Raw genomic sequence first — 21,148 nt, 5'->3', positions numbered from 1 at the left:
GTGAAATGTGCCTGAACAGCGATGTTCGATGTCGGATCACGCTCTGACATTTCTGCTGGGCCACTGAGAGTGGCCGTATTACGGCGCGAGTGGCCTAGATTTGTCATGTGAGTGCCACCAGAGTTTTTGTTGCCCGACTGGCCGGGTGCACCGTTTTCGACCCCGCGGGCGACCGCGTGGGCAAGGTGCGCGATGTTCTCGTGGTGTATCGAAAAAACGACCCGCCCAGCGTCGTCGGCCTGATCGTGGAGATCCCCGGTAAACGGCGCGTATTCGTGTCGATCAATCGGGTCACCAGCATCGGCAGCGGCCAAATCATCACGACCGGCCTGATCAACGTGCGCCGTTACGAGCAGCGCGGCGGCGAAGTGCGCGTTATCGCCGAATTGCTCGGCCGCAAAGTGCTCTTCACCGACGGTTCCGGCGAAGCGACCATTGAAGACGTCGCGATCAAAGAAGGTACGGAGGCCGACTGGGCTATCAGTCAACTGTTCGTGCGTCGCCCAAAGACCAGCGCCTCGCCTTTCGTCAAGGGCGTCACGTCATTCGCGACCTGGGCCGAAATGCGCGAAAAAGAGACCAAGGGCCAGGCGCAGTCCGCCGAGCACCTCATCGCGACCTACTCCGAACTCAAGCCCGCCGACCTCGCCAATACGCTGCTGGACCTGCCACGGGAGCGCATGTTCGAGGTGGCGGGCGAACTGCCAGATGATCGCCTCGCCGATGTACTCGAGGAGATGCCCGAAACCGACCAGGTCGGTATTCTGACCAGCCTCGGCGATGCGCGCGCCGCCGATGTGCTCGACCAGATGCAGCCAGACGACGCGGCCGACCTCATCGCCCAGCTGCCGGAAGAGCGTGGCGAGCAACTGCTCGACCTGATGGAACCCGAAGAAGCCGAAGACGTACGTTTTCTGCTCTCCTACGCCCCCGACACCGCCGGTGGGCTCATGACGACCGAGCCGATCATCGTCTCGGCGGACGCCACCGTCGCCGAGGGGCTCGCCCGCATCCGTCGTCACGACCTGGCACCAGCGCTCGGCGCGGCGATCTGCGTTACCCTGCCCCCCTACGAAGCTCCGACCGGTCGTTTTCTGGGCATGGTGCATTTTCAGCGGATGCTGCGCTACCCGCCCCACGAACGTCTCGGCACGCTGCTCGACGCCGGCCTCGACCCGGTGACCGCCGACACCTCGGCCGCTGAAGTCAGCCGGATTCTGGCCAGCTATGACCTGGTTTCGGTGCCCGTGGTCGATGAGAATTACCGACTGGTCGGGGTGGTGACGATTGATGACGTGCTCGACTATCTGCTGCCCGACGACTGGCGCAGCCACGACGGTAACGACGATGTGCGCCGCCGGGCCGCTGCCCGCAGCGAATTGAGAACCGGCAGCATTCCGCTGCCCGGAGCGCAAAGGACACCTCGTGGCCCGCAATAACCGCGCCGACCTGCGCTTGGATGCGCCCAAGGGCCTGCGCACCGGCAATCTCGTGGGTCTAGGCCGCACAGGTCACAGCCGGGACAGCTTCGGCCGTTTCACCGAGGCCATCGCCCGCGGCATGGGGACCCCCTGGTTTTTGCTCGGGCTCACCCTGTTCGCCGTCGCCTGGATCTCCTGGAACACCCTCGCCCCGGAGGCGTGGCGGTTCGACTCGGTTGCGCTCGGGTTCATCGCGCTGACCCTCGTCTTATCGATGCAGGCCTCCTATGCTGCTCCGATGATCCTGCTCGCCCAGAACCGGCAGGACGATCGCGACCGGGTGCAGTTCGAACAGGACCGGCAGCGCGCAGAACGCACCCTCGCCGACACCGAATACCTGGCTCGGGAGGTCGTGGCACTGCGCATAGCGATCAAGGACATGGCCTCGAAGGATTTCATTCGCGCGGAACTGCGCACTCTGCTCGAGCACCTGGATGAGCGCAGTCGCGCGGACGAGCGCAATCATGTGGATGAACCTCCTGCCCCAAACAGCACCACGGAAAGCCGCCCGACCGCATGAATTCTGCCCCCGACACCATCCGCTCCCGTGTCTTCACCGCCCTGGCCGGGGTGACCGACCCGGAGATTCGCAAGCCCATCACCGAACTCGACATGGTATCGGGGGTGACGGTGAGCGACACCGGGTGGGTGAGCGTTGGCATCCGCTTGACCATTGCCGGTTGTCCGGCCGCTGCACGCATCGAGAGCGACGTTCTCGCCGCCGCTGAGTCGGTGTCCGGGAAGGGCCGCGCGAGCGTCGAGGTCGCCGTCATGACTCGCGAGCAACGCACCGCGCTCACCGAGAAACTGCGCGGCGGCCAGGCGGAACGCAGCGTGCAGTTCGGCCCGGAGTCACTCACCCGGGTCTACGCGATCACGAGCGGCAAGGGCGGCGTCGGTAAATCTACCGTTACGGCCAACCTGGCCGTGGCCTTGGCCGGAGAGGGACTGCGGGTGGGTATCGTCGACGCCGATGTGCACGGTTTCAGCATTCCTGGCCTGCTCGGCCTCGTGCACGACGGTCTCGCGGTCAAACCGACCCAGGTGGGCGATATGATCCTGCCGCCGATCGCGCACAACGTGAAGGTCATCTCGATCGGCATGTTCATCGACGATGCGTCGGCGGCGGTCGCTTGGCGCGGACCGATGCTGCACCGCACGATCAAACAGTTTCTGACCGACGTGTATTTCGGTGATCTGGATGTGCTGCTGCTCGACCTGCCGCCCGGTACCGGAGACGTTGCCATCACGGTGGGCCAGCTTCTGCCACACGCCGAGGTCATCGTCGTGACCACCCCTCAGGCCGCGGCGGCCGATGTGGCCGAGCGTAGCGGAATCGTGGCCCGGCAGACCGGACAAAGCGTGTACGGGGTGATCGAGAACATGTCGGCGCTGGTGCAGCCCGACGGCAGCCTGCTCGAACTGTTCGGTTCGGGCGGAGGCGCCGAAGTGGCCAGGCGACTCTCCGTCGGCCAGACGGCGCCGGTGCCGGTGCTCACGCAGGTTCCGCTGAGCCTGGCGCTGCGCACCGGCGGCGATGCCGGCCTGCCGGTCGTACTAGGGGCCCCGGATGACCCCTCAGCCCGCGCTATCCTCGCGCTCGCCCACCGGATGAAAACGCGCACTCGAAGCCTGGCTGGACTCAGCCTGAGACTCACGCCCCGCTGACGCCTACTCCTTGGGCTTGACCAACGTCGCCACATGGTCGGGAACCTGGTGGTTGCTCTCGCGCGGCGGCCGCTCATAGTCGGAAGCCGGCGGGCGCGGCGGAATGTGCACCTTGGGTGGGTCGGTCTTCTCGTAGGGCACGAGCGAGAGTAGATGGCTGATCGCATTCAGCCGGCTAGCTCGCTTGTCTTCACTCTCCACCACCCACCAGGGCGCTTCGGCAATGTCGGTGTGCACGAACATCTCGTCTTTCGCCTTGGAGTAATCCACCCACTTGGTAATCGACAGCACATCGGTTTCGGACAGCTTCCACCGACGCATGGGATCTTTCAGACGCGAACGAAAACGTCGCTCCTGCTCCAGGTCAGACACCGAAAACCAATACTTGACCAGCAAAATTCCATCTTCGACCAGCATCCGTTCGAACAGGGGGGCCTGATGCAGAAACCGACGGTATTCATCACTGGTGCAGTAGCCCATGACCCGCTCGACACCGGCCCGGTTGTACCACGAGCGGTCCATCAGAACGATCTCACCGGTCGACGGCAGGTGCTCGATGTAGCGCTGAAAATACCACTGGCCGCGCTGGCGTTCGGTGGGCATCGGCAGGGCGACCACGCGCGCAACACGCGGATTGAGGTACTGGGTGATGCGCTTGATCGCCGACCCCTTGCCAGCGGCGTCGCGGCCCTCGAAGATCACCACGACCCGGGCACCGGATGACTTCACCCATTGCTGCATCGTGACCAATTCGGCCTGCAGGCGGGCGAGCTCGGCCTCATAGACGGTCTTTGTGACGCGTTTGGGTTTCTTGACAGCAGACATCAGCCTCTCATTCCGCTCTGCCCTACTCGCAAACGCGTGCTATCTATGTGGATTCAGAATCGAACGGGGCCGGTCCGAGCGCGGTTAGGGCAGCATCTCTGGCACGTTTGCGTTTCAGGTAGGCGCCTTCAGGGTTGGGCTCGGCGCGAGAAATCGTCGCTGACTGTTCCTTGGACGGGTCTTCGTCGGCGAGGGCTTCCCGGATGATGCGGCGCGGGTCATACTGGCGCGGGTCCAGTTTTTTCCAGTCCAGATCGTCGAACTCCGGGCCCATCTCATCGCGCATACGATCTTTGGCACCGTTGGCCATGTCGCGGAGCTGCCGCACGAGGCGTCCCAGCTGGGCGGCATAGTGCGGTAACTTATCGGGGCCGAGCAAGAAGACAGCGATGATCCCGATCAGCAGAATCTTTTCGAACGTCAGCCCAAACATGTCCTTAGAGTAGCGCCCGGCGAGGCATCCACAGACCACACGCGCCACGGCCCTAGTCTTGACCTAATCATCTACTGGAGTTATTTGTGTCTGACATTGAACTGAACTGGAAATTCTCCGACGACTGTGTCGTGGAATCCGAAGCCATCATTCGAGCGCGCCAGCAATCCCTCGAGCTGGGAATCGACGCGATAACGCCTGCGGTCGGGGCGCAATCGGCCGTTCTGGCCGCTGCGACCGGCGCGCGCAGTATCCTCGAGGTCGGCACAGGTGCCGGAGTTTCGGGCATCTGGCTGCTGACTGGGGCTCCTGGCGCCACTCTCACGTCGATCGACACCGAGGTCGACCATCTGCAGCACGCCAAGGCGAATTTCGCCGAGGCGAAGATTCCCGCCAACCGGGTGCGCCTGATCACGGGCAAGGCCAGCGAAGTACTGCCGCGTATGAACGAGAATTCTTACGACATTGTGTTCATTGACGCCGACCCGCAGTCGGTCATCGAATACGTGGAACACGGACTGCGTCTGGCTCGTCCGGGTGGCACCGTGCTCGTCGCGCACGCTCTGTGGCGCGGCCGGGTGGCCGACCCCGCCCAGCGCGACGATGTCGCGACCGGCTTTCGCACATTGCTGACCGAGATTGCCGCGTCGAGCGCTGTCATCAGTGCGCTCTCCCCCGTCGGCGACGGCCTGTTGCAGATCACCAAGCTGCGCGCCTGACGCCCTCGGAACACCAGAACGGCCGCGCAGTCACTGCGCGGCCGTTCTGGTGTGTCACCTACAGGAACACGAGGCTACTTCGCCGCTGCGACAACCCCGGCGAGTGCATCGTGAAGTTCCTTGGCCTCGGCGTCGTTGACTGACACGACGAGCCGGCCCCCACCTTCGAGCGGTACACGCACGATGATCAGGCGTCCCTCTTTTACAGCCTCCATTGGCCCGTCTCCGGTCCGTGGCTTCATGGCCGCCATGAACTCCCCTTCCATTCGTCTGTGTACCCCTATTATCGACTATCTCAGCCCGAGACGTAAATTCGGGTCGGACTCAGCGTCAGATTCGGGGGATGCACCCGCCCGTTAGGGCGGTGTCCAGTCGTAGCCGTCGACGCCCCAGCAGATCAGCAGCCATCCCCACTGGCCGGCGACGAACAGTACGACCATGGCCACGCGGTAGACCAGGCTGCGCGGCAGCGCGGCCGCTCCGAGCAGGGGAAGCATCGGCATGAGCAGCCGAAACGTGCTCGATTGCGGAAAGAACACTGCGAGCAGGTAGAGGCCGTAGCTGGCCAGCCAGAGCCTCAAATCCACGCCAAGACGCCGTACGGCAGGGGTGAACAGCAGCACGGTGAAGGTCAGAATAAGGGCGGTCACCACGACAATGCCCCACGGGTTGCCGAGCCACCAGATCCCGCCCTGGAACCACGCGGTGAACGGGACCAGCTCCACATAGCCGATGTACGGCGCTCGCCAGGCCAGTTCGGTGTCGGTGTAGGCCATCAGGTCGCCGGTGGCTGCCCAGGCCGCGATCGGCCAGGCCAATCCCATCAACGCGCTGAACAGGGCGACGGATGCCGCCAACATCCGCTCGTGACGGGGGAACGGGTCGCGGGCGCGGGTAACGAAGCGATAGATGACGTGCAGGCCGAGGGCGAGGGCGAATGCGAGCCCGCTCGGCCGAGTCAGGGCCATGACCGCGATGACGGGGTAGAGCAGCCAGTAGCGGCGCTCCAGCAGCAGGTAGAGGGCGAGGGTCAGAAAAAATAGGTACATCGACTCGGCGTAGGCAAACTGCAGAATCGGCGATAGCGGGGCGGCGCAGAACAGCACGACCGAGAACAGGGCCGTGTTCGGCGGCTGCACCCGCGCCATCAGGCGGTAGAACAGCAGGGCGGTCCCCAGGCTGAACACCACCGACACGAACACGGCCACGGGCGCCCACGGAAAGCTAGTCAGCTCCATGAGCAGCCTGGCCACGAACGGATAGCCAGGCATGAATGCCCAGGCATTTTCGCCCACCTGGCCGGTGTCGGTGATCGGCAGTACGCTCGGATAGCCGAGCATCGCGACGATGTTGTACCAGCGCCCGTCCCACATGGTCGCGAAATCGGCGTATTTCGGGCTGGCACCGGTCCAGGCGTTGGGGCCTTGAACGCTCTCCAACACGAGGATGAGGCTCGTTGTGACCAGTCGCGAGAGCGCCCAAACCACGAGCACTTTGCCCCACCACGGGGTCAGCCGGTAGCGGACGTGCCAGACGGTTGGCAGCCGGCGGGCGCGCTGGCTGCGGGCGCGCTGACTGCGGGCAGCCGGACGGCGGGGGCCGAGCATCCGCTCAGTCATGGTGCTGTCACTGCGCTACCGAACGGATGCGCTCAGCCAGTCGCGCAGACCCTTCTCGCAGGCCGTGATCTCGGCCACGGCGACGCGTTCGTCGTCGGCATGAGCCTTGAGCGGGTCACCGGGCCCGTAGTTGACGGCCGGAACGCCGAGGGCCGAGAAGCGAGCGACGTCGGTCCAGCCGTATTTCGGGGTAGCTACGCCACCGACGGCGGCGAGGAATTCGCGGGCGAGCGGGGCGTCGAGACCGGGACGGGCACCCTCGGCCCGGTCGACGACGGTGAGATCGTAGCCAGCGAAGAGCTCGCGCAGATGGGCGACGGCTTCGTCGCCGCTGCGGCTCGGCGCAAAGCGGTAGTTGACATGCACCATGCACTCGTCGGGGATGATGTTGCCGGCGACGCCGCCGGTGATGCCGACCGCGTTGAGGCCTTCGCGGTAGACGAGGCCCTCCACCTCGACCTCGCGGGCCTGGTACCCGGCCAGAATGTTGAGAATGGGAGCGGCTTTGTGGATGGCGTTCTCACCGACCCAGCTGCGCGCGGAGTGCGAACGCAGCCCGAAGGTGCGAATCTCCACGCGCAGATTGCCGTTGCAGCCGCCCTCGACCTGGCTCCGGGTCGGTTCCCCGAGAATGGCGAAGTCGCCGGCGAACAGGTCGGGACGATTGCGGGCGAGGCGTCCGAGGCCGTTGAGGTCGTCGGAGACCTCTTCGTGGTCGTACCACATCCAGGTCACGTCGACTGCGGGGTCGGTCAGTTCGGCAGCGAGCTTGAGCTGCACGGCCACGCCGGCCTTCATGTCGACGGTGCCTCGACCCCAGAGGTACTCGGTGCCGTCGATGGTCTCGTAACGGGTGGGCAGGTTGTCGTTGAGCGGAACCGTATCGATGTGGCCGGCGATGACGACGCGCTGGGCGCGGCCGCGGTTGGTGCGGGCGACGACGGTGTCGCCGTCGCGAATGATCTCGAGGTGATCGCAACCGGCGAGGGCAGCCACGATCGCGTCAGCGAGGGCGGTCTCGTTGCCCGACACCGACTCCATGTCGCAGATTTGCCGGGTCAGGTCGATCGAGGTCGCCGTTAGGTCGAGCACGGTGAGCTGTGCCGGCCTTGCGGCGGCGCTGGCGGGAGCGGCCGGGGCCGGAGTCAAAGAAGTCACCCTACTAATCTAGAGGTATGCCCTCTGTTGTTACCGAAAACGCCCCATCCGCACCGACTCAGGCCTGGGGGTATGGTCTCGCCACCGTCGCCTCGGATGGCACCGTGCTCGACACCTGGTTTCCGTCCCCGACATTGGGAGCATTGCCGACCGGCCGCGACCGCTGGATCGTTCCGGCCGAACTGTGCGAAGCCGCCGGTGACGACGCGCGCCGCGCGGTGCGTCTCGAGGCCATCACGGTGGAAATCACTCTCGATGCGCCGCCGGCAAGCACCTCGGATGCCTATCTCCGGCTGCACCTACTCTCGCACCTGCTCGTTCGGCCCAACACCATCAACCTCGACGGCATCTTCGCGCACCTGCCCACGGCGGTCTGGACCAATGCCGGCCCGATGCTGCCCATCGACTTCGCCCGGCTTCGCCCTACCCTGCAACGCGCCGGCATCCAGGCCAGCGGCGTCGACAAATTTCCGCCGCTGCTCGACTACGTCGTGCCGGTCGGCGTGAGAATAGCGGATGCCTCCCGCGTGCGGCTCGGCGCCCACCTCGCCCCCGGCACGACCGTGATGCACGAGGGCTTCGTGAATTTCAATGCCGGAACCCTCGGCTCCTCCATGGTCGAGGGCCGTATCTCGCAGGGTGTCGTCGTCGGTGACGGCGCCGATATCGGTGGCGGAGCATCCATCATGGGAACCCTGTCCGGCGGGGGAACGCAGCGGATCTCGATCGGCGCCCGCGCCCTGCTCGGCGCTAACTCCGGCGTCGGTATCGCCATCGGCGACGACACCGTTGTGGAGGCCGGGCTCTACGTCACAGCCGGCACCAAGGTTGTCCTGGTCGGCGAAGTGGTCACAGCGGAGGGCGCCCCGTCCACGGTGAAAGCGGTCGAGCTTTCCGGCGTGCCGAACCTGCTGTTTCGCCGCAACTCCATCTCCGGCGCCGTCGAGGTGCTCGCTCGCCGTGGCAGCGGCATCACGCTGAACGCCGCGTTGCACGCGTAGACGGCGGCCGCCAAGCGGATGTCGGCGCGTTCCGCTAGCATCCGGGTAGCGGCTTCCGTTCGGGTGGGGATCGCTCGATTCACGAGGGAGTGATGTGGGCACCGACGCACCGCGCAGCAGGGGGCACCGTCGCGTTCGGCGGGTGTTGATCGCGCTCGGTATCTTAGTCAGCCTGGTTGTGGTCACCGCGGGTCTCGGGGTCTGGACGGTCACGCGGTCGTTTCCGACGCTGGCCGGCACCATCGACATTCCGGGGCTCGCCGACACGGTCACGGTCACCCGCGATGACGCCGGAATTCCCCAGATCACCGCGAAGACTGCCGCCGACCTGTTTCTCGCCGAGGGCTACGTGCATGCGCAGGACCGGTTCTGGGAGATGGACTTTCGCCGGCACATCACGAGTGGGCGACTGTCGGAACTGTTCGGAGAAAGTCAGGTCGGCACCGACACATTCGTGCGCACGCTCGGCTGGCGAGCTGTCGCCGAGCAGGAGGTTGCCCTTCTCGACCCGGTCAACCTCGGCTACTACCAGGCTTACGCCGATGGCGTGAATGCCTACCTGGGTACCCACGACGGAGCCGACCTGTCGCTCGAGTATGCCGTCTTGGGTCTCCAGAACCCCGGATACGAGGTGGAACCGTGGACCCCGGCCGACTCCGTCGCGTGGCTGAAAGCCATGGCCTGGGACCTGCGTTCCAACCTCGACGACGAGATCGACCGTGCCCTGCTGTCAACGACGCTCACCCCCGCCGAGGTGCGCCAACTGCACCCGGACTTTCCGTCCGAGCAGCATCCCACCATCACCGGCAGCCAGGCCGTCACCAAGCCGTCACCCGGGGCGCTGGCCGCTCGGCCGAACGTTGATTCAACGGATGTCCCCGCCGCCGAGCGCGGCGCTACCCCGAGCATCGCGCCCAACGCACCCGGTTCCGGTTCCGTCGATTCGTACGCGCGGGCTCTCACCGAGTTGCGCTCGCACCTCGGGTCGGTACCTGAATTACTCGGGCCGGCCGGCGGGGAGATCGGTTCCAATTCCTGGGTCGTCGCCGGGGCCCTCACCGACACCGGCAAGCCCCTGCTCGCCAACGATCCGCACCTCGGCCCGGCGCTGCCCTCGGTCTGGTACCAGGTGGGGTTACGCTGCCAGTCGATCACGGTCGACTGCCCGTTCGACGTTGCCGGGTACAGTTTTTCGGGAATGCCCGGCGTGATCATCGGGCACAACGAGCGCATCGCCTGGGGCTTCACCAACCTCGGCCCTGACGTCGCCGATCTGTATATCGAGAAGGTCACCGGCGACAGCTACGAGTTGGACGGCGTTCTCAGGCCCCTGCTGCTGCGCGACGAAAAGATTTCCGTCGCCGGCGGTGACGACGTCAAGATCGAGATCCGCTCGACCGGACACGGTCCGCTATTGAGCGGTTTCGAGGGCACCGCCTACCCCCAGATCGCCAGTGATTTTCCGGAGGCGGCAGGTCTGCCTCCAACTCCGATCGCCGAGGCGGGTGCTGGCCAGACCGGCGCTGACCCAACCAGCGCTGACCCAACCACGTATGAGCTGTCGTTACAGTGGACGGCACTCACGCCGGGGCATACAGCATCCGCTATATTCGCCCTGAACCAGGCGACCGACTGGACCAGTTTTCGCGCTGCAGCCGCCCTGTTCGAGGTGCCGGCGCAAAACCTGACCTATGCCGACGTCGACGGAAATATCGGCTATCAAGCGCCCGGGCTTATCCCCATTCGGGCCAGCGGCAACGGCACCCTGCCGGTACCGGGCTATACCAGCCAGTACGGTTGGACCGGATACATCCCCTTTGACGCCCTGCCCAGCATGTTCAATCCGCCGAGCGGATACATCGTCACGGCCAATAACGCGGCCGCCGATCAGAGCTACCCCTACCTTCTGACCGCCGATTGGGACCTGGGCTATCGAGCAAACCAGATCACGGCCCAGCTGCAGGAACTCATTGCCGCGAAAATCCCGCTGACCGCAGAGCTGATGAGCGAGATTCAGGGTGACAACTACAGCGCTATCGCGGCGGCACTGGTGCCGGCCCTGCAGCAGGTGCGACTCACCGGCGACGCCACCGAAGCACAGAAGTTGCTCGACGGCTGGGACTACCAAATGGACGCCGACAGTGCCGCCGCCGCGTACTTCAACGTGGTCTGGCGCACGCTTGTGCACGACATATTTACCGGCAAGATCGCCGCCGGCGCTGCCCTCACCGGCGGTGATCGCGCCTTCTCCGTGGTCACAAGCCTGCTCGCTGAGCCGAACTCCCCGTGGTGGTCCAACGCCGCCTACGGAACCGTCGGGCAGGACAGCATGCTGCGTCGAGTAATGACGGATGCGTCGGTGGAGGCTGCCGACCTCATGGGATCTAACCCGACGGACTGGCAGTGGGGCAATATCCACACCCTCGAGCTCACCAACCAGAGCTTCGGCAAGTCCGGGATTGCCCCGCTGGAATGGTTATTCAACCGAGGCCCGTACGAGCTCGCCGGAGGGTCAGCCGTCGTCAACGCGGTCGGCTGGGATGCCACCTTGGGCTACCAGGTGGACTGGGTACCGTCGATGCGACAAGTCGTCAGCCTGGAGAACTTCGACGACTCCAGCTGGATCAACCTCACCGGGGCATCCGGACACGCTTTCCACCCCAACTACACAGACCAGGCGCCGCTCTGGCGCGACCATGAAACCCGCCCCTGGCTGTTCACCCCCGCTGCCATCAACGGCAACGCGGCCGACACCCTGACCCTCAAGCCGCCGTCGTAAGGAGGAGTTCTACTAGCCTCATTTGGGGCGGGACACCAGCCTGTGCATAAGTTAAATGGGATCGCAGTGATCCGGTCTATGGTAACCGCATGCGAAATCCATCACGTCGCCGCCGCGTGCACGGATTTGTGCTCGCTGCTATTGCGTTGCCGTTCGCCCTGGGCACGCTCAGCGGATGCATGGGCGCTCCCGTTCCCGAACCCAGCGACACGGCCGCACGCATCGCCAAGGCGACGGGCGCGCCAACCGAGACTCCCCCGGTCTTCGCCTCGAACGTCGAGGCTCTGGCTGCCGCGAAAGCCGCGTATGGAAACTATCTCTCGCTGGGCGATGCTGTCCCTTCAATGCGCTCCGAATCCTGGGATGGATACCTAGACCTGACGACTGGGGTTGAACGAGAGGGGCTCATACGCGGAAGAGAGCTGATGGAAGAAAATGGTTGGGCGTTTACCGGGGTCACCCGGTTTGATTCAATGACCATCCAATCGTCTCGAGCCCTCCCAGATTCCACTTGGGAGATTCGAGCCTATCTATGCCTAGATCTCAGCTCCACCGACACGGTCAACAAGGCGGGTGAGTCTGTCGTCAAATCAGATCGTCCCGTGCGATCACCGATGGTCGTCGTTTTTGTTACCCCCGATAAGAATTCCCGACAACTGCTGATTTCGGAGTCTCCAATATGGTCCGGTTCAAACTTCTGCTCGTAATCGGCGTGGTTGCCGCGATGATGTTTAGCGTCGTACCCTCATCACCTTCTCGCGCCGACATTTCAGCCTGCACGGCTGAAAATCGAAAAATGGGACTCTGCCCGGATGCTCCCGAAACGGGTGGGAAAGCTAACGGCGGCAGTGTTGACGTGACAGCAGATACCACCACGGGCTCCAGCGGCACCGGAACCGGAAGCCACCCACGACGAGGACGCAGCGCATCGGACACGCCGGCGACACCAACGGTCTGCGCAAACGGCGACCCGGCGAAGCCCGGCATCAAGACCATCCCCTGCGGCAACGGCTCCTTCCTACCCCTCGCCCGCCCCAACACCCCCACAACTCCCTGCACCGCATGCTCCCCCTCCACCATCGTGAGCATCACCGACCTGCAAAACTTCCCCGCCTACGCCGCGCCCACAAACATGGAACCCAACGGCTGGACCATCGTCGGACTGCCCACAAATTTCTGGGCCAACGCATCCGCACAAATCCAAGAAGGACTACTCCTCGGCCAACCCGCCCAAGTCATGTTCACCCCGATCGGCTACCACTGGGACTACGGAGACAACAGCACCACCTCAACCCCAACAAGCGGCTCAAACTGGACAACCCTCAACCTCACCGAATTCTCCAACACCACCACCAGCCACAAGTACGCCGCGAAAGGCACGTACACCGTCACCCTCACCATCGACTACCGCGCCGACTACAGCTTCGGCGACCAAGGCTGGCGCCCCGTCGAAGGCATCGTCACCGTACCGTCGACACCCTTCACCGTTGTCGCCGCCAACGAATCAACCGTGCTCGTCGCCGAAGACTGCAACACCAACCCCCGCGGACCCGGCTGCTAAACGACACAACCACCACACCTTCGACATCGAGAGGTTCATCACAACGCCGTGTTCGCGCTGGTCGTAGCGACGGCGTCCCAGCCCCGAATCACCGCTACCTCGCCCATAACCCGACCGATAAGACTCTCCCTTACCCAGCCGTCCGGGTGTACCCGCACGACTGAAACCCGCACTACGCCGGTTCAGTCCGTGGGCTGCTATCGCGATTTAGACTCGAGGTAGGCTACAGCCTCGGTGGCGGACCAGCCCTGGGGGTGCGCGGTACGCAAGGCGGTGACCCCGTCGAGGTCAGTACCGAGAGTGACCAGCGGCAACTCCTCGTATCCGTCTCGCCGGGTCTGGCTGAGTCCGACGTTGGCCGTGAGGGCGTTGCACAGGCATTTGCGGCCGGCGGCCTCCGCGCTGGAACCGCCCTTGCGCACAAACGTCGCAACCGGTTCGGCTGGGCACCGGTAACCGAGAACTCCAGGGGCGCGTTCGTACGGCACCCGGAGATAACCGAGATCGCACAGGCGCGGGCGCTCTTCATACAGGGTGGAGTCCGACAGGGTTCCCGGCAGCGTCGCGACTTTGAACGGAAATCCTGTCGAGGAGGCCAGCGGATCGGTTCGAATCTCCAGCTCCTGGCTGTCGATTTGACGGAGCAGCTGCTCCCGCAGGGTCTCGTCGAGGCCGGATTCGGCCGCGAGGGCGAACAGCGTCCCCACTTGAACGCCAGCAGCACCAATCGCGAGGGCTTCGCTGACTCGCTCGGGGGTGCCATAACCGCCGGCGACCCAAAACGGCAGGCCGACCGCTGCGACCTTCGCCAGATCGGCATCATCCCGGGGGCCGTAGATGGGTTGGCCGTCGTCATCGACCAAGCCGCGTCCGCGCGGCGGTGCATTGTGCCCGCCGGCCCGCGGCCCTTCGATGATGAAGCCGTCGGGACGCGTGGACTCCTCCCGAGTCAGGTACACAGCGAGCACATGGGCAGCGACGATCGCCAGAAAACGGGGCCGGTGTAACGGCGGCAGTCCCCCACCGGTAACGGCTTCCGGATCGAACTCGACGGAATATCTGGTGGTGGAGTTCTCGACGTGCAGGTCGAGCGACCGGGTCTCGTGCCGGGCCAGTCCGGTGAGCAACGCGGGTATCTCGGCCGGGATTCCAGCCCCCATCAACACATAGTCGACGCCAGCCAACATTGCTCCGTAAGCCGCGCTCGGGGTGGCCAACTGCACCTTCTCGAGAAAATTGATGCCGACCAGACCATCGTGGCCCTCCTTGGCCAGCCAGACTTCGACGAAGTTCGCCACAACACTCAGCTCAAGCGACTTCACGAGCGGATGCTGGCTGACCTTCGCGATGGGAAGGTACGGAATTCCCGAGTGACGACCACCGGCGCGAAAGTATTTCCGCAGTACCCGGTCGGCTAGGGCCGGCACCGGGAAGTGAGCCAACGCGCGGCGTACGTGGCCACCCGCGTCGCCGTCCTGCAAGCGCCTGGCGATGACCGTGTCGAGGGCGGTACCGCTGACGACACCGAGCTGCCCCGCTTTGGACACAGCGCGGGCGAGTTGCCACGATGACACGGCAACGCCCATGCCGCCCTGAATGATGGTCGGCAGCGCCTGCGTTGGGCGCGGAGTCGTGGATGAGGTGGCCGTCGCAAGTATCACGGACGCAGTCATCTGGAGCAGAGTCATGAGCGAACCTTTCAGTGACGGACACCACGGCTGGGCGCCCTTTCACAGACTATTCCCGTGCATATTCCGCCCCACGAATACGTTCCGCAGGTCCATGCCAGCTCCGGTCAAACGCTGAAAGCGGAAGGCAGACGGCGGAAGGCGCGCTCAACGAGGGACAGGCGACGCCCGGGCGATGCGGGCGTCGGTCCGCACGCTCGACCGTGCAGAAGTATCCAAGAATAATTAATTACTGCGCCGCCGCTCGACGCAGCCCACCGCGTCAGCGCCCATCACAACACACACCACACACCACAGCTCACAACAGCCCTTGCTCTTCAGGCACGCACCGGTTGCTCGCGCGACCGCGTTATCGACCCGTGAGTGCTCCCTGGTCGTAGCGACCAGGCTCTTCAGCCCCGAGTTATTTGCGCAGGAAGGTTACAGCAGCGATGCTATGTGCGGGGGTAGTCGCGGGCCGCGGAACCCACGTAGAGCTGCTGCGGGCGGCCGATCTTGGTGGCCGGATCCTCGTTCATCTCACGCCAGTGCGCAACCCAGCCGGGCAGACGACCGATCGCGAAAAGCACGGTGAACATGCGCGTCGGAAAGCCCATCGCCTTGTAGATGACGCCGGTGTAGAAGTCGACATTGGGGTACAGTCGACGTTCCTTGAAGTAATCGTCATTGAGCGCAATGTGCTCGAGTTCCTGCGCAATGTCGAGCAGGTCGTCCTTCACGCCCAAAGCGGCCAACACCTCATGGGCGCTCTCCTTAACAAGGGTGGCGCGTGGGTCGTAGTTCTTGTAGACCCGGTGCCCGAAGCCCATGAGCTTCACGCCCTGCTCTTTATTCTTGACGCGTTCGACGTACTTTTCGACGCCCTGGCCAGATGCCTGGATCTCACCAAGCATTGATAATACGGCTTCGTTGGCTCCGCCGTGCAGCGGTCCGAACAGCGCGTTGATGCCGGAGGAGACCGACGCGAATAGGTTGGCCTCCGTCGAGCCGACCAGGCGCACCGTCGACGTCGACGCGTTCTGCTCGTGGTCTTCGTGCAGCATGAGTAGGCGTTCAAGGGCCTTACTGACGACCGGGTTGATCTCGTAAGGCTCGGCCATGTTGCCGAAGTTGAGCTTCAGAAAGTTGTCGACGAAGCTCAGGGAGTTGTCGGGGTAGAGAAAGGCCTGGCCGACGCTCTTTTTGTGCGCATAGGCGGCCATGACCGGCAGTTTGGCCAGAAGTCGAATGGTCGAAATCTCGACCTGTTCCGGGTCCTTCGGGTCGAGCGAGTCTTGGTAGAACGTAGACAGGGCCGAGACGCCCGAGGCGAGCACACTCATCGGGTGCGCCTTGTGCGGCAGGGAATCAAAGAACCGACGCATGTCTTCGTGCAAGAGCGTGTGATGGCGGATGCGATCGTCGAAGTTAGCCAGTTCGCTCGCGCTGGGCAGATCACCGTAGATCAACAGCCAGGCCGTCTCGAGAAAGTTCGAGTTCTGAGCGATCTGTTCGATCGGATACCCGCGATAGCGCAGGATGCCGGCGTCACCGTCGATATAGGTGATCGCGGAGCGAGTTGCCGCAGTGTTCACGAAACCGTAGTCCAGCGCGGTGAGGCCGGTCTTCTTGGTCAGGGTGGAGATGTCGATGCTCGACAGGCCGTCCACACTGGTCAGGATCGGGAACTCTGCACTCCCGCCGGGAAAAGTGATGGTGACCTTATTCGGGTCAGCGCTCATCGGTTCGCCGGATGTTGTGTGCTGCGCGACGTCGGTCACGGAGCCTCCTCGGGTATCACTGCCGGATGAAATGTGACGACGCGTCACTGAATCGGTCAGTGATCAAGCTGCTGTGGCCGACTCCGTCGCGACTACAGCCTAATCCGCCTGACCACCCGCTGTTGCATCAGCTAAGACTTCGGTCGATTCGTTGGCAGAAGTCCACAAGCTCTCAGCCCAGACAAATGCTGCTTCAGACCACCAGGCGTGCTGCTGCTGCGGCAATACGCTCGTCGGTCGCGGTGAGCGAAAATCGCACGTGCTCAGGGTAGACATCACCATAGAACGGACCAGGACCGGCCAGAATGCCGAGGGCGGCCATCCGTTCGATGGAGTGCCATGCTGGTCGTCCCTCGGTCGCCCACAGGTAGAGCCCCGCCTCGCTGCGATCGATGCGAAAGCCGGCCTGCTCCAGCGCGGGACGCAGCACAGCGCGGCGCGCGCGATAGCGCTCCTTCTGCACGCGAACGTGCTCGTCGTCGCCGAGAGCGGCGATCATTGCCGCTTGCAGCGGCGCCGGAAGCATGAGGCCGGCGTGTTTGCGCACGGTCAGCACGCGCTCGAGTACGCCGCTGCAGCCGGCCGCGAAGGCCGCCCGATAGCCGGCCATATTGGACTGCTTGCTGAGCGAGTAGATCGCGACGATTTTGCGTCGGTCGCCGTCAATAACTCGGGGGTCAAGAATGCTCGGGATCGCCTCGGCATTCCACGGGGCGTCCCAGCCCAGCTCGGCATAACACTCATCGCTCACGATCACGGCGTCGAGTTCGCGGGCGCGGGCAACGGCAGCGCGCAGGTCGTCGACCGTCAATACTCGGCCGTCCGGGTTTCCGGGGCTGTTCAGCCAGATCAGCTTGGTCGATTCGGGCCACTCCGCCGGATCATCAGAGGCCACGGCCACAGCACCGGCAATAGCGGCACCGATCGCGTAGGTCGGGTAGGCCGCCCGCGGGTGCACGATCGTGTCGCCATCACCGAGGCCGAGCATGAACGGCATGAGCGCCACGAGCTCCTTGGAACCGATCGTGGGCAACACGTTCTTGGGCTCCAGGCCAGTGACACCGCGGCGCCGGGCATACCAGGCGATGATCGCCTGCTGCAGGGCGGGCGTACCGACGGTTTGCGGATAAGCGTGGGCATCCGTTGCGGTGCGCAGCGCCTGCTGCACGACGTCGGGCGTGGCATCGACCGGCGAACCGATCGACAGGTCGACGATGCCGCCTGGATGCTGCCGAGCCTGCTCGGCGAACGGAACCATCTGGTCCCAGGGGTAGTCCGGAAGCGACTTCAGCACGAAAATCGCTTAGTGCTGAACCTGCGGTGGCAGTGCGGAGATGACGGGGTGGTCCTTGGCGAGGACACCGATTTTGGCGGCTCCTCCGGGGGAGCCGATGTCGTCGAAGAATTCGACGTTGGCTTTGTAGTAGTCGGACCACTGTTCGGGCAGGTCATCTTCGTAGTAGATGGCCTCGACCGGGCAGACCGGTTCGCAGGCGCCGCAATCGACGCACTCGTCCGGATGGATATAGAGGGAGCGTTCGCCCTCATAAATGCAGTCCACCGGGCATTCATCGATGCAGGCACGATCTTTCACATCGACGCACGGAAGAGCGATCACATACGTCACAGGCTGGGGGTTCCCTTCAAGAGCGGACTCCTGATTGTACGCCTCCTCGGTCAGGCCTCTTTCCGTGTTACGCGACGCCGGCTAGCGTCGGCGCGGCGGCAGTTTCGGCCAGGCCAGCACAAAAGCCGCCATCAGCGCCGGAACAACGGTCCACAGGGTTCCGGGCAGGCCAGCCGGCACAAGCACCGACCCTCCGGAACCGCGCAGTGACAGCACAAAAATGGTCAGGAGCAATCCCGTCGCGGCGAAGCCGACCACGAACCTGTCGCCAACGACAAGGCGCAGCCCGAGCAGCAGCGCTCCGATGCCGACGAACGCGATTGTCAGGCCAATCGGCAGCGCCACGCCGAACACGGTCAGGGTGGCCTGGTGGGCGATGGTTCCGAGCACACCGAAGAGGATACCCAAAAGCAGGCCGGCGAGACCGCCCAACGACCGGTTCGCCAGCGTCGGGCGAGCGGGCCGTCGGGTGGGCGCGGGCAGCGCTGTGCGCGGGGCATCCGCTCTCAGGAACGTTTCGGTGTCGGTGATGACATCGATGGCCCCGTCGGCCAGGACGCGGGTGTGCCCGGTCAGCGTCCAGCGCGCGGGGAAGTGCGAGAGGGCGCGCAGTTTCTGGTCGAGGTGAGCGCCGACGTCGATAGCGATGAGACGCTGGCCGGCTGCCTGCCGTACCGTGCAGGCCAGGAACACCGGCAGGCCGGCCTCGTGCGCGGCGGTCGTCGCGACCCTACGCAGACCGTCATCGACGGTGCCGACGACGACTGCGGTTGCCCCGAGTGCGTCAATGGCCTCTCGACAAGTCGAGACGAATTCGGTCGCGGAGATCTGGGGCAAGCGGCGCCAGCTGCGCGCCCCCAGCTCGACCAACGCCGCAAAGATCGCGGCGTCTGCTTCGGTGACAGCACCGGCGTAGAGCACAACGACCTGTGACCCATCGGCGCGCAGCCGGGCAATCGTGCCACCGGTCAGTGCGGATTCGTCGCCGGGCCGGGCATGCACGAACAGGATTCGCTCGCCGCTGCCGGACATGACCATGGGCGTACGCACCGTTTCTGTTCTGCTGGCTATTCATCTTGCTGGGTAATACCCGTGCCCGAGTCAAATTATAACTAGACACGCTTGCGCCGTTCCGACTAGAGTCGAAGTCGGTAAGGATAGCCTTACCAAAGCTTTCACCCGAAACTTGCCCGAACTATTCGAGGGACCCTGTGCTCGCAAACTACCTGATCGGCCTGCGCGAAGGCCTTGAGGCCGCGCTGATCGTGACGATTCTCATCGCCTACATCGTGAAAATCAACCGTCGTGATGTGCTGCCGCGCATCTGGATCGGCGTGAGCTTGGCCGTGCTCCTCGCCCTCGGCATCGGTGCCCTGCTCACCTACGGCACGTATGGGCTCTCGTTCACTGCACAGGAGACCATCGGGGGCGTGCTGTCGATCGTCGCGACCGGCCTGGTGACCTGGATGGTGTTCTGGATGCTGCGTACCGCACGCGACCTCAAGGGGCACCTGCAGGGCAACATCGACAAGCACCTCGTCGGCACCGGCCTCGGCCTTGTTCTCGTCGCCTTTCTCGCGGTCGGGCGTGAGGGTATTGAGACCGCCCTGTTCCTCTGGGCCGCCGTGCAGGCCACCGGAGCAACGACCATGCCGCTGCTCGGCGCGGCGCTCGGCATCGCGACGGCGATCGGCCTTGGCGCACTGATCTACGCGGGCATGCTCAAGATCAACCTGTCTAAGTTCTTCACCTATACCGGCGCGATTCTCATCATCGTCGCTGCGGGCGTGCTCTCCTACGGCGTGCACGACCTGCAGGAGGCCGGATTCCTGCCCGGTCTGCACGCCCTGGCCTTCAACGTGAGTGCCGCCGTGCCGCCGGACAGCTGGTACGGCACGCTGCTCAAGGGCACCCTGAACTTCTCCCCCGCCACCACCTGGCTGGAGATGTTCGCCTGGCTGGCCTACGCAGTGCCGACACTGAGCCTCTTCATCAAAAAGAGCCGCCAGGGCCGCACGAACGCCCACCCGGTTCAGACCGCACCCCAGACGCCGGCGCCCGTTCCGGTTGCCGCGCACTGACTTCTCGTTTCTCTGTCAAAGGATTTTCATGCTTCGTGTTTTTCGTTATGCCCGCCTGCTCGGCGTCGGTGTTCTCGGTGTCACTCTGCTCAGCGGCTGCGTCGCAAACAACCCTGCCGCCTCGAATACGGCCCTCGCCGTAGACAGCAGCGCGACGAATTGTGCGGTGTCCGCCAACGAGGCGCCGGCTGGCAGCATTCGCTTCTCGGTCACCAATTCCGGTGACCAGGTGACCGAGTTCTACCTGCTCGCCGCCGACGGCCTGCGCATCGTCGGCGAGGCCGAGAACATCGGCCCCGGCCTCAGCCGCGACCTCGTCGTGCAGCTCGACGCCGGTAGCTACTTCACAGCTTGCAAGCCGGGGATGGGCGGCGACAGCGTCGGCAAGGCCGAATTCACCGCCACCAAAACGGATGCCGCCACCACCGTCAACGTCGACCGTGCGGCCCAGGTCGACACCGCCAACTCCGACCACGCCTCGTCCGTCACCAACTAGATCGACCAGCTCGTCACCGGCACCGACTCGTTCGGCTACCTTGACCCCAAGCTCGACCTGCGCGACGCCGACCTCGAAGATGGTCAGGACTGGACCGGCTGGCACGCGATCGAGAAGGACCTCTGGCCAGCCGAGGCTGAAACCAGTTTCGAGCCGTACAGCGCCGAGAAGGGCGCAGCCCTCACGCAGCAACTCATCACGACACCGCTACCCTGCACGCGACGGTGCAGGGTGTGAGTTTCACCCTGTCGC

General features: G+C 64.4%; 21 protein-coding genes. 11 read left to right on the top strand and 10 right to left on the bottom strand.

Going from position 1 to position 21,148, the window contains the following annotated elements; translation table 11 throughout:
- The first annotated feature begins 107 nt into the window (after window positions 1–107).
- Genes CXY72_RS13125 through CXY72_RS13115 form a run of 3 tightly spaced genes read left to right on the top strand, consistent with a single transcriptional unit; the run spans window position 108 to window position 3,149 of the window.
- Window positions 108–1,439, top strand: coding sequence for a magnesium transporter MgtE N-terminal domain-containing protein (locus CXY72_RS13125; protein WP_104128126.1), 1,332 nt, complete (start codon window positions 108–110; stop codon window positions 1,437–1,439).
- Complete coding sequence (locus tag CXY72_RS13120) at window positions 1,426–2,001, top strand: DUF1003 domain-containing protein (protein WP_104128125.1); 576 nt, start codon at window positions 1,426–1,428, stop codon at window positions 1,999–2,001. Before CXY72_RS13125 ends, CXY72_RS13120 begins: the two co-directional genes overlap by 14 nt.
- Window positions 1,998–3,149: an Mrp/NBP35 family ATP-binding protein gene (locus CXY72_RS13115; protein ID WP_104128124.1), complete on the top strand. Its 1,152-nt coding sequence runs from the start codon at window positions 1,998–2,000 to the stop codon at window positions 3,147–3,149. The genes CXY72_RS13120 and CXY72_RS13115 overlap by 4 nt, the downstream gene beginning before the upstream one ends.
- 3 nt (window positions 3,150–3,152) lie before the next feature.
- Here CXY72_RS13115 and ppk2 read toward each other — a convergent pair whose 3' ends face one another.
- Complete coding sequence (gene ppk2, locus CXY72_RS13110) at window positions 3,153–3,974, bottom strand: polyphosphate kinase 2 (RefSeq protein ID WP_104128123.1); 822 nt, start codon at window positions 3,972–3,974, stop codon at window positions 3,153–3,155.
- Between the two features lie 43 nt (window positions 3,975–4,017).
- Complete coding sequence (locus tag CXY72_RS13105) at window positions 4,018–4,407, bottom strand: sec-independent translocase (protein WP_104128122.1); 390 nt, start codon at window positions 4,405–4,407, stop codon at window positions 4,018–4,020.
- An 86-nt stretch (window positions 4,408–4,493) separates the two neighbouring features.
- On the opposite strand from CXY72_RS13105, the gene CXY72_RS13100 reads away from it, so the two are divergent.
- Window positions 4,494–5,126 (top strand): O-methyltransferase, encoded by a 633-nt coding sequence (locus CXY72_RS13100; RefSeq protein WP_104128121.1) that lies wholly within the window; start codon window positions 4,494–4,496, stop codon window positions 5,124–5,126.
- Window positions 5,127–5,200: 74 nt separating this feature from the next.
- Here CXY72_RS13100 and CXY72_RS13095 read toward each other — a convergent pair whose 3' ends face one another.
- The 3 genes from CXY72_RS13095 to dapE form a co-directional block, all read right to left on the bottom strand.
- A complete protein-coding gene (locus CXY72_RS13095; protein ID WP_092108645.1) occupies window positions 5,201–5,377 on the bottom strand; it encodes a DUF3117 domain-containing protein in 177 nt (58 codons plus the stop codon).
- 105 nt (window positions 5,378–5,482) lie between these two features.
- Window positions 5,483–6,745: a hypothetical protein gene (locus tag CXY72_RS13090; RefSeq protein WP_233197819.1), complete on the bottom strand. Its 1,263-nt coding sequence runs from the start codon at window positions 6,743–6,745 to the stop codon at window positions 5,483–5,485.
- Between the two features lie 15 nt (window positions 6,746–6,760).
- Window positions 6,761–7,894, bottom strand: coding sequence for a succinyl-diaminopimelate desuccinylase (gene dapE, locus CXY72_RS13085; RefSeq protein ID WP_255409290.1), 1,134 nt, complete (start codon window positions 7,892–7,894; stop codon window positions 6,761–6,763).
- 26 nt (window positions 7,895–7,920) lie between these two features.
- On the opposite strand from dapE, the gene dapD reads away from it, so the two are divergent.
- From dapD to CXY72_RS13065, 4 genes are all read left to right on the top strand, one after another.
- A complete protein-coding gene (gene dapD, locus CXY72_RS13080) occupies window positions 7,921–8,904 on the top strand; it encodes a 2,3,4,5-tetrahydropyridine-2,6-dicarboxylate N-succinyltransferase (RefSeq protein WP_104128120.1) in 984 nt (327 codons plus the stop codon).
- A 94-nt stretch (window positions 8,905–8,998) separates the two neighbouring features.
- Window positions 8,999–11,683, top strand: coding sequence for a penicillin acylase family protein (locus CXY72_RS13075; protein ID WP_104128119.1), 2,685 nt, complete (start codon window positions 8,999–9,001; stop codon window positions 11,681–11,683).
- Between the two features lie 89 nt (window positions 11,684–11,772).
- The gene (locus tag CXY72_RS13070; protein ID WP_146071177.1) at window positions 11,773–12,390 is read left to right on the top strand and encodes a hypothetical protein; all 618 of its coding nucleotides are present in this window, start codon (window positions 11,773–11,775) and stop codon (window positions 12,388–12,390) included.
- Window positions 12,391–12,539: 149 nt separating this feature from the next.
- A complete protein-coding gene (locus CXY72_RS13065) occupies window positions 12,540–13,244 on the top strand; it encodes a hypothetical protein (RefSeq protein ID WP_146071176.1) in 705 nt (234 codons plus the stop codon).
- Window positions 13,245–13,441: 197 nt separating this feature from the next.
- Here CXY72_RS13065 and CXY72_RS13060 read toward each other — a convergent pair whose 3' ends face one another.
- From CXY72_RS13060 to CXY72_RS13040, 5 genes are all read right to left on the bottom strand, one after another.
- The gene (locus CXY72_RS13060) at window positions 13,442–14,932 is read right to left on the bottom strand and encodes a nitronate monooxygenase (RefSeq protein ID WP_233197818.1); all 1,491 of its coding nucleotides are present in this window, start codon (window positions 14,930–14,932) and stop codon (window positions 13,442–13,444) included.
- Between the two features lie 434 nt (window positions 14,933–15,366).
- A complete protein-coding gene (locus CXY72_RS13055; protein ID WP_104128302.1) occupies window positions 15,367–16,653 on the bottom strand; it encodes a citrate synthase in 1,287 nt (428 codons plus the stop codon).
- 232 nt (window positions 16,654–16,885) lie between these two features.
- A complete protein-coding gene (dapC, locus tag CXY72_RS13050; RefSeq protein ID WP_304466366.1) occupies window positions 16,886–17,986 on the bottom strand; it encodes a succinyldiaminopimelate transaminase in 1,101 nt (366 codons plus the stop codon).
- 9 nt (window positions 17,987–17,995) lie between these two features.
- The gene (gene fdxA / locus CXY72_RS13045) at window positions 17,996–18,319 is read right to left on the bottom strand and encodes a ferredoxin (protein ID WP_104128115.1); all 324 of its coding nucleotides are present in this window, start codon (window positions 18,317–18,319) and stop codon (window positions 17,996–17,998) included.
- Window positions 18,320–18,400: 81 nt separating this feature from the next.
- Window positions 18,401–19,351 carry a PIG-L deacetylase family protein gene (locus CXY72_RS13040; protein WP_158252571.1) on the bottom strand — a complete coding sequence of 317 codons (951 nt, stop codon included), beginning with the start codon at window positions 19,349–19,351 and terminating at the stop codon, window positions 18,401–18,403.
- A 179-nt stretch (window positions 19,352–19,530) separates the two neighbouring features.
- Here CXY72_RS13040 and efeU point away from each other — a divergent pair, with 179 nt between their 5' ends.
- Genes efeU through CXY72_RS20180 form a run of 3 tightly spaced genes read left to right on the top strand, consistent with a single transcriptional unit; the run spans window position 19,531 to window position 21,133 of the window.
- Complete coding sequence (gene efeU, locus CXY72_RS13035) at window positions 19,531–20,400, top strand: iron uptake transporter permease EfeU (RefSeq protein WP_104128113.1); 870 nt, start codon at window positions 19,531–19,533, stop codon at window positions 20,398–20,400.
- A gap of 28 nt (window positions 20,401–20,428) precedes the next feature.
- Window positions 20,429–20,896 carry a cupredoxin domain-containing protein gene (locus CXY72_RS20185; RefSeq protein ID WP_104128112.1) on the top strand — a complete coding sequence of 156 codons (468 nt, stop codon included), beginning with the start codon at window positions 20,429–20,431 and terminating at the stop codon, window positions 20,894–20,896.
- Window positions 20,897–21,133 (top strand): imelysin family protein, encoded by a 237-nt coding sequence (locus CXY72_RS20180; protein WP_370446263.1) that lies wholly within the window; start codon window positions 20,897–20,899, stop codon window positions 21,131–21,133.
- Window positions 21,134–21,148 lie beyond the last annotated feature (15 nt).

Source organism: Cryobacterium sp. Y57, assembly GCF_002929505.1.
In the GTDB taxonomy this organism is placed as follows: Bacteria; Actinomycetota; Actinomycetes; order Actinomycetales; family Microbacteriaceae; genus Cryobacterium.
Note: the sequence above shows the minus strand (reverse complement) of the source record. Positions and strands in the feature narration are given on the sequence as shown.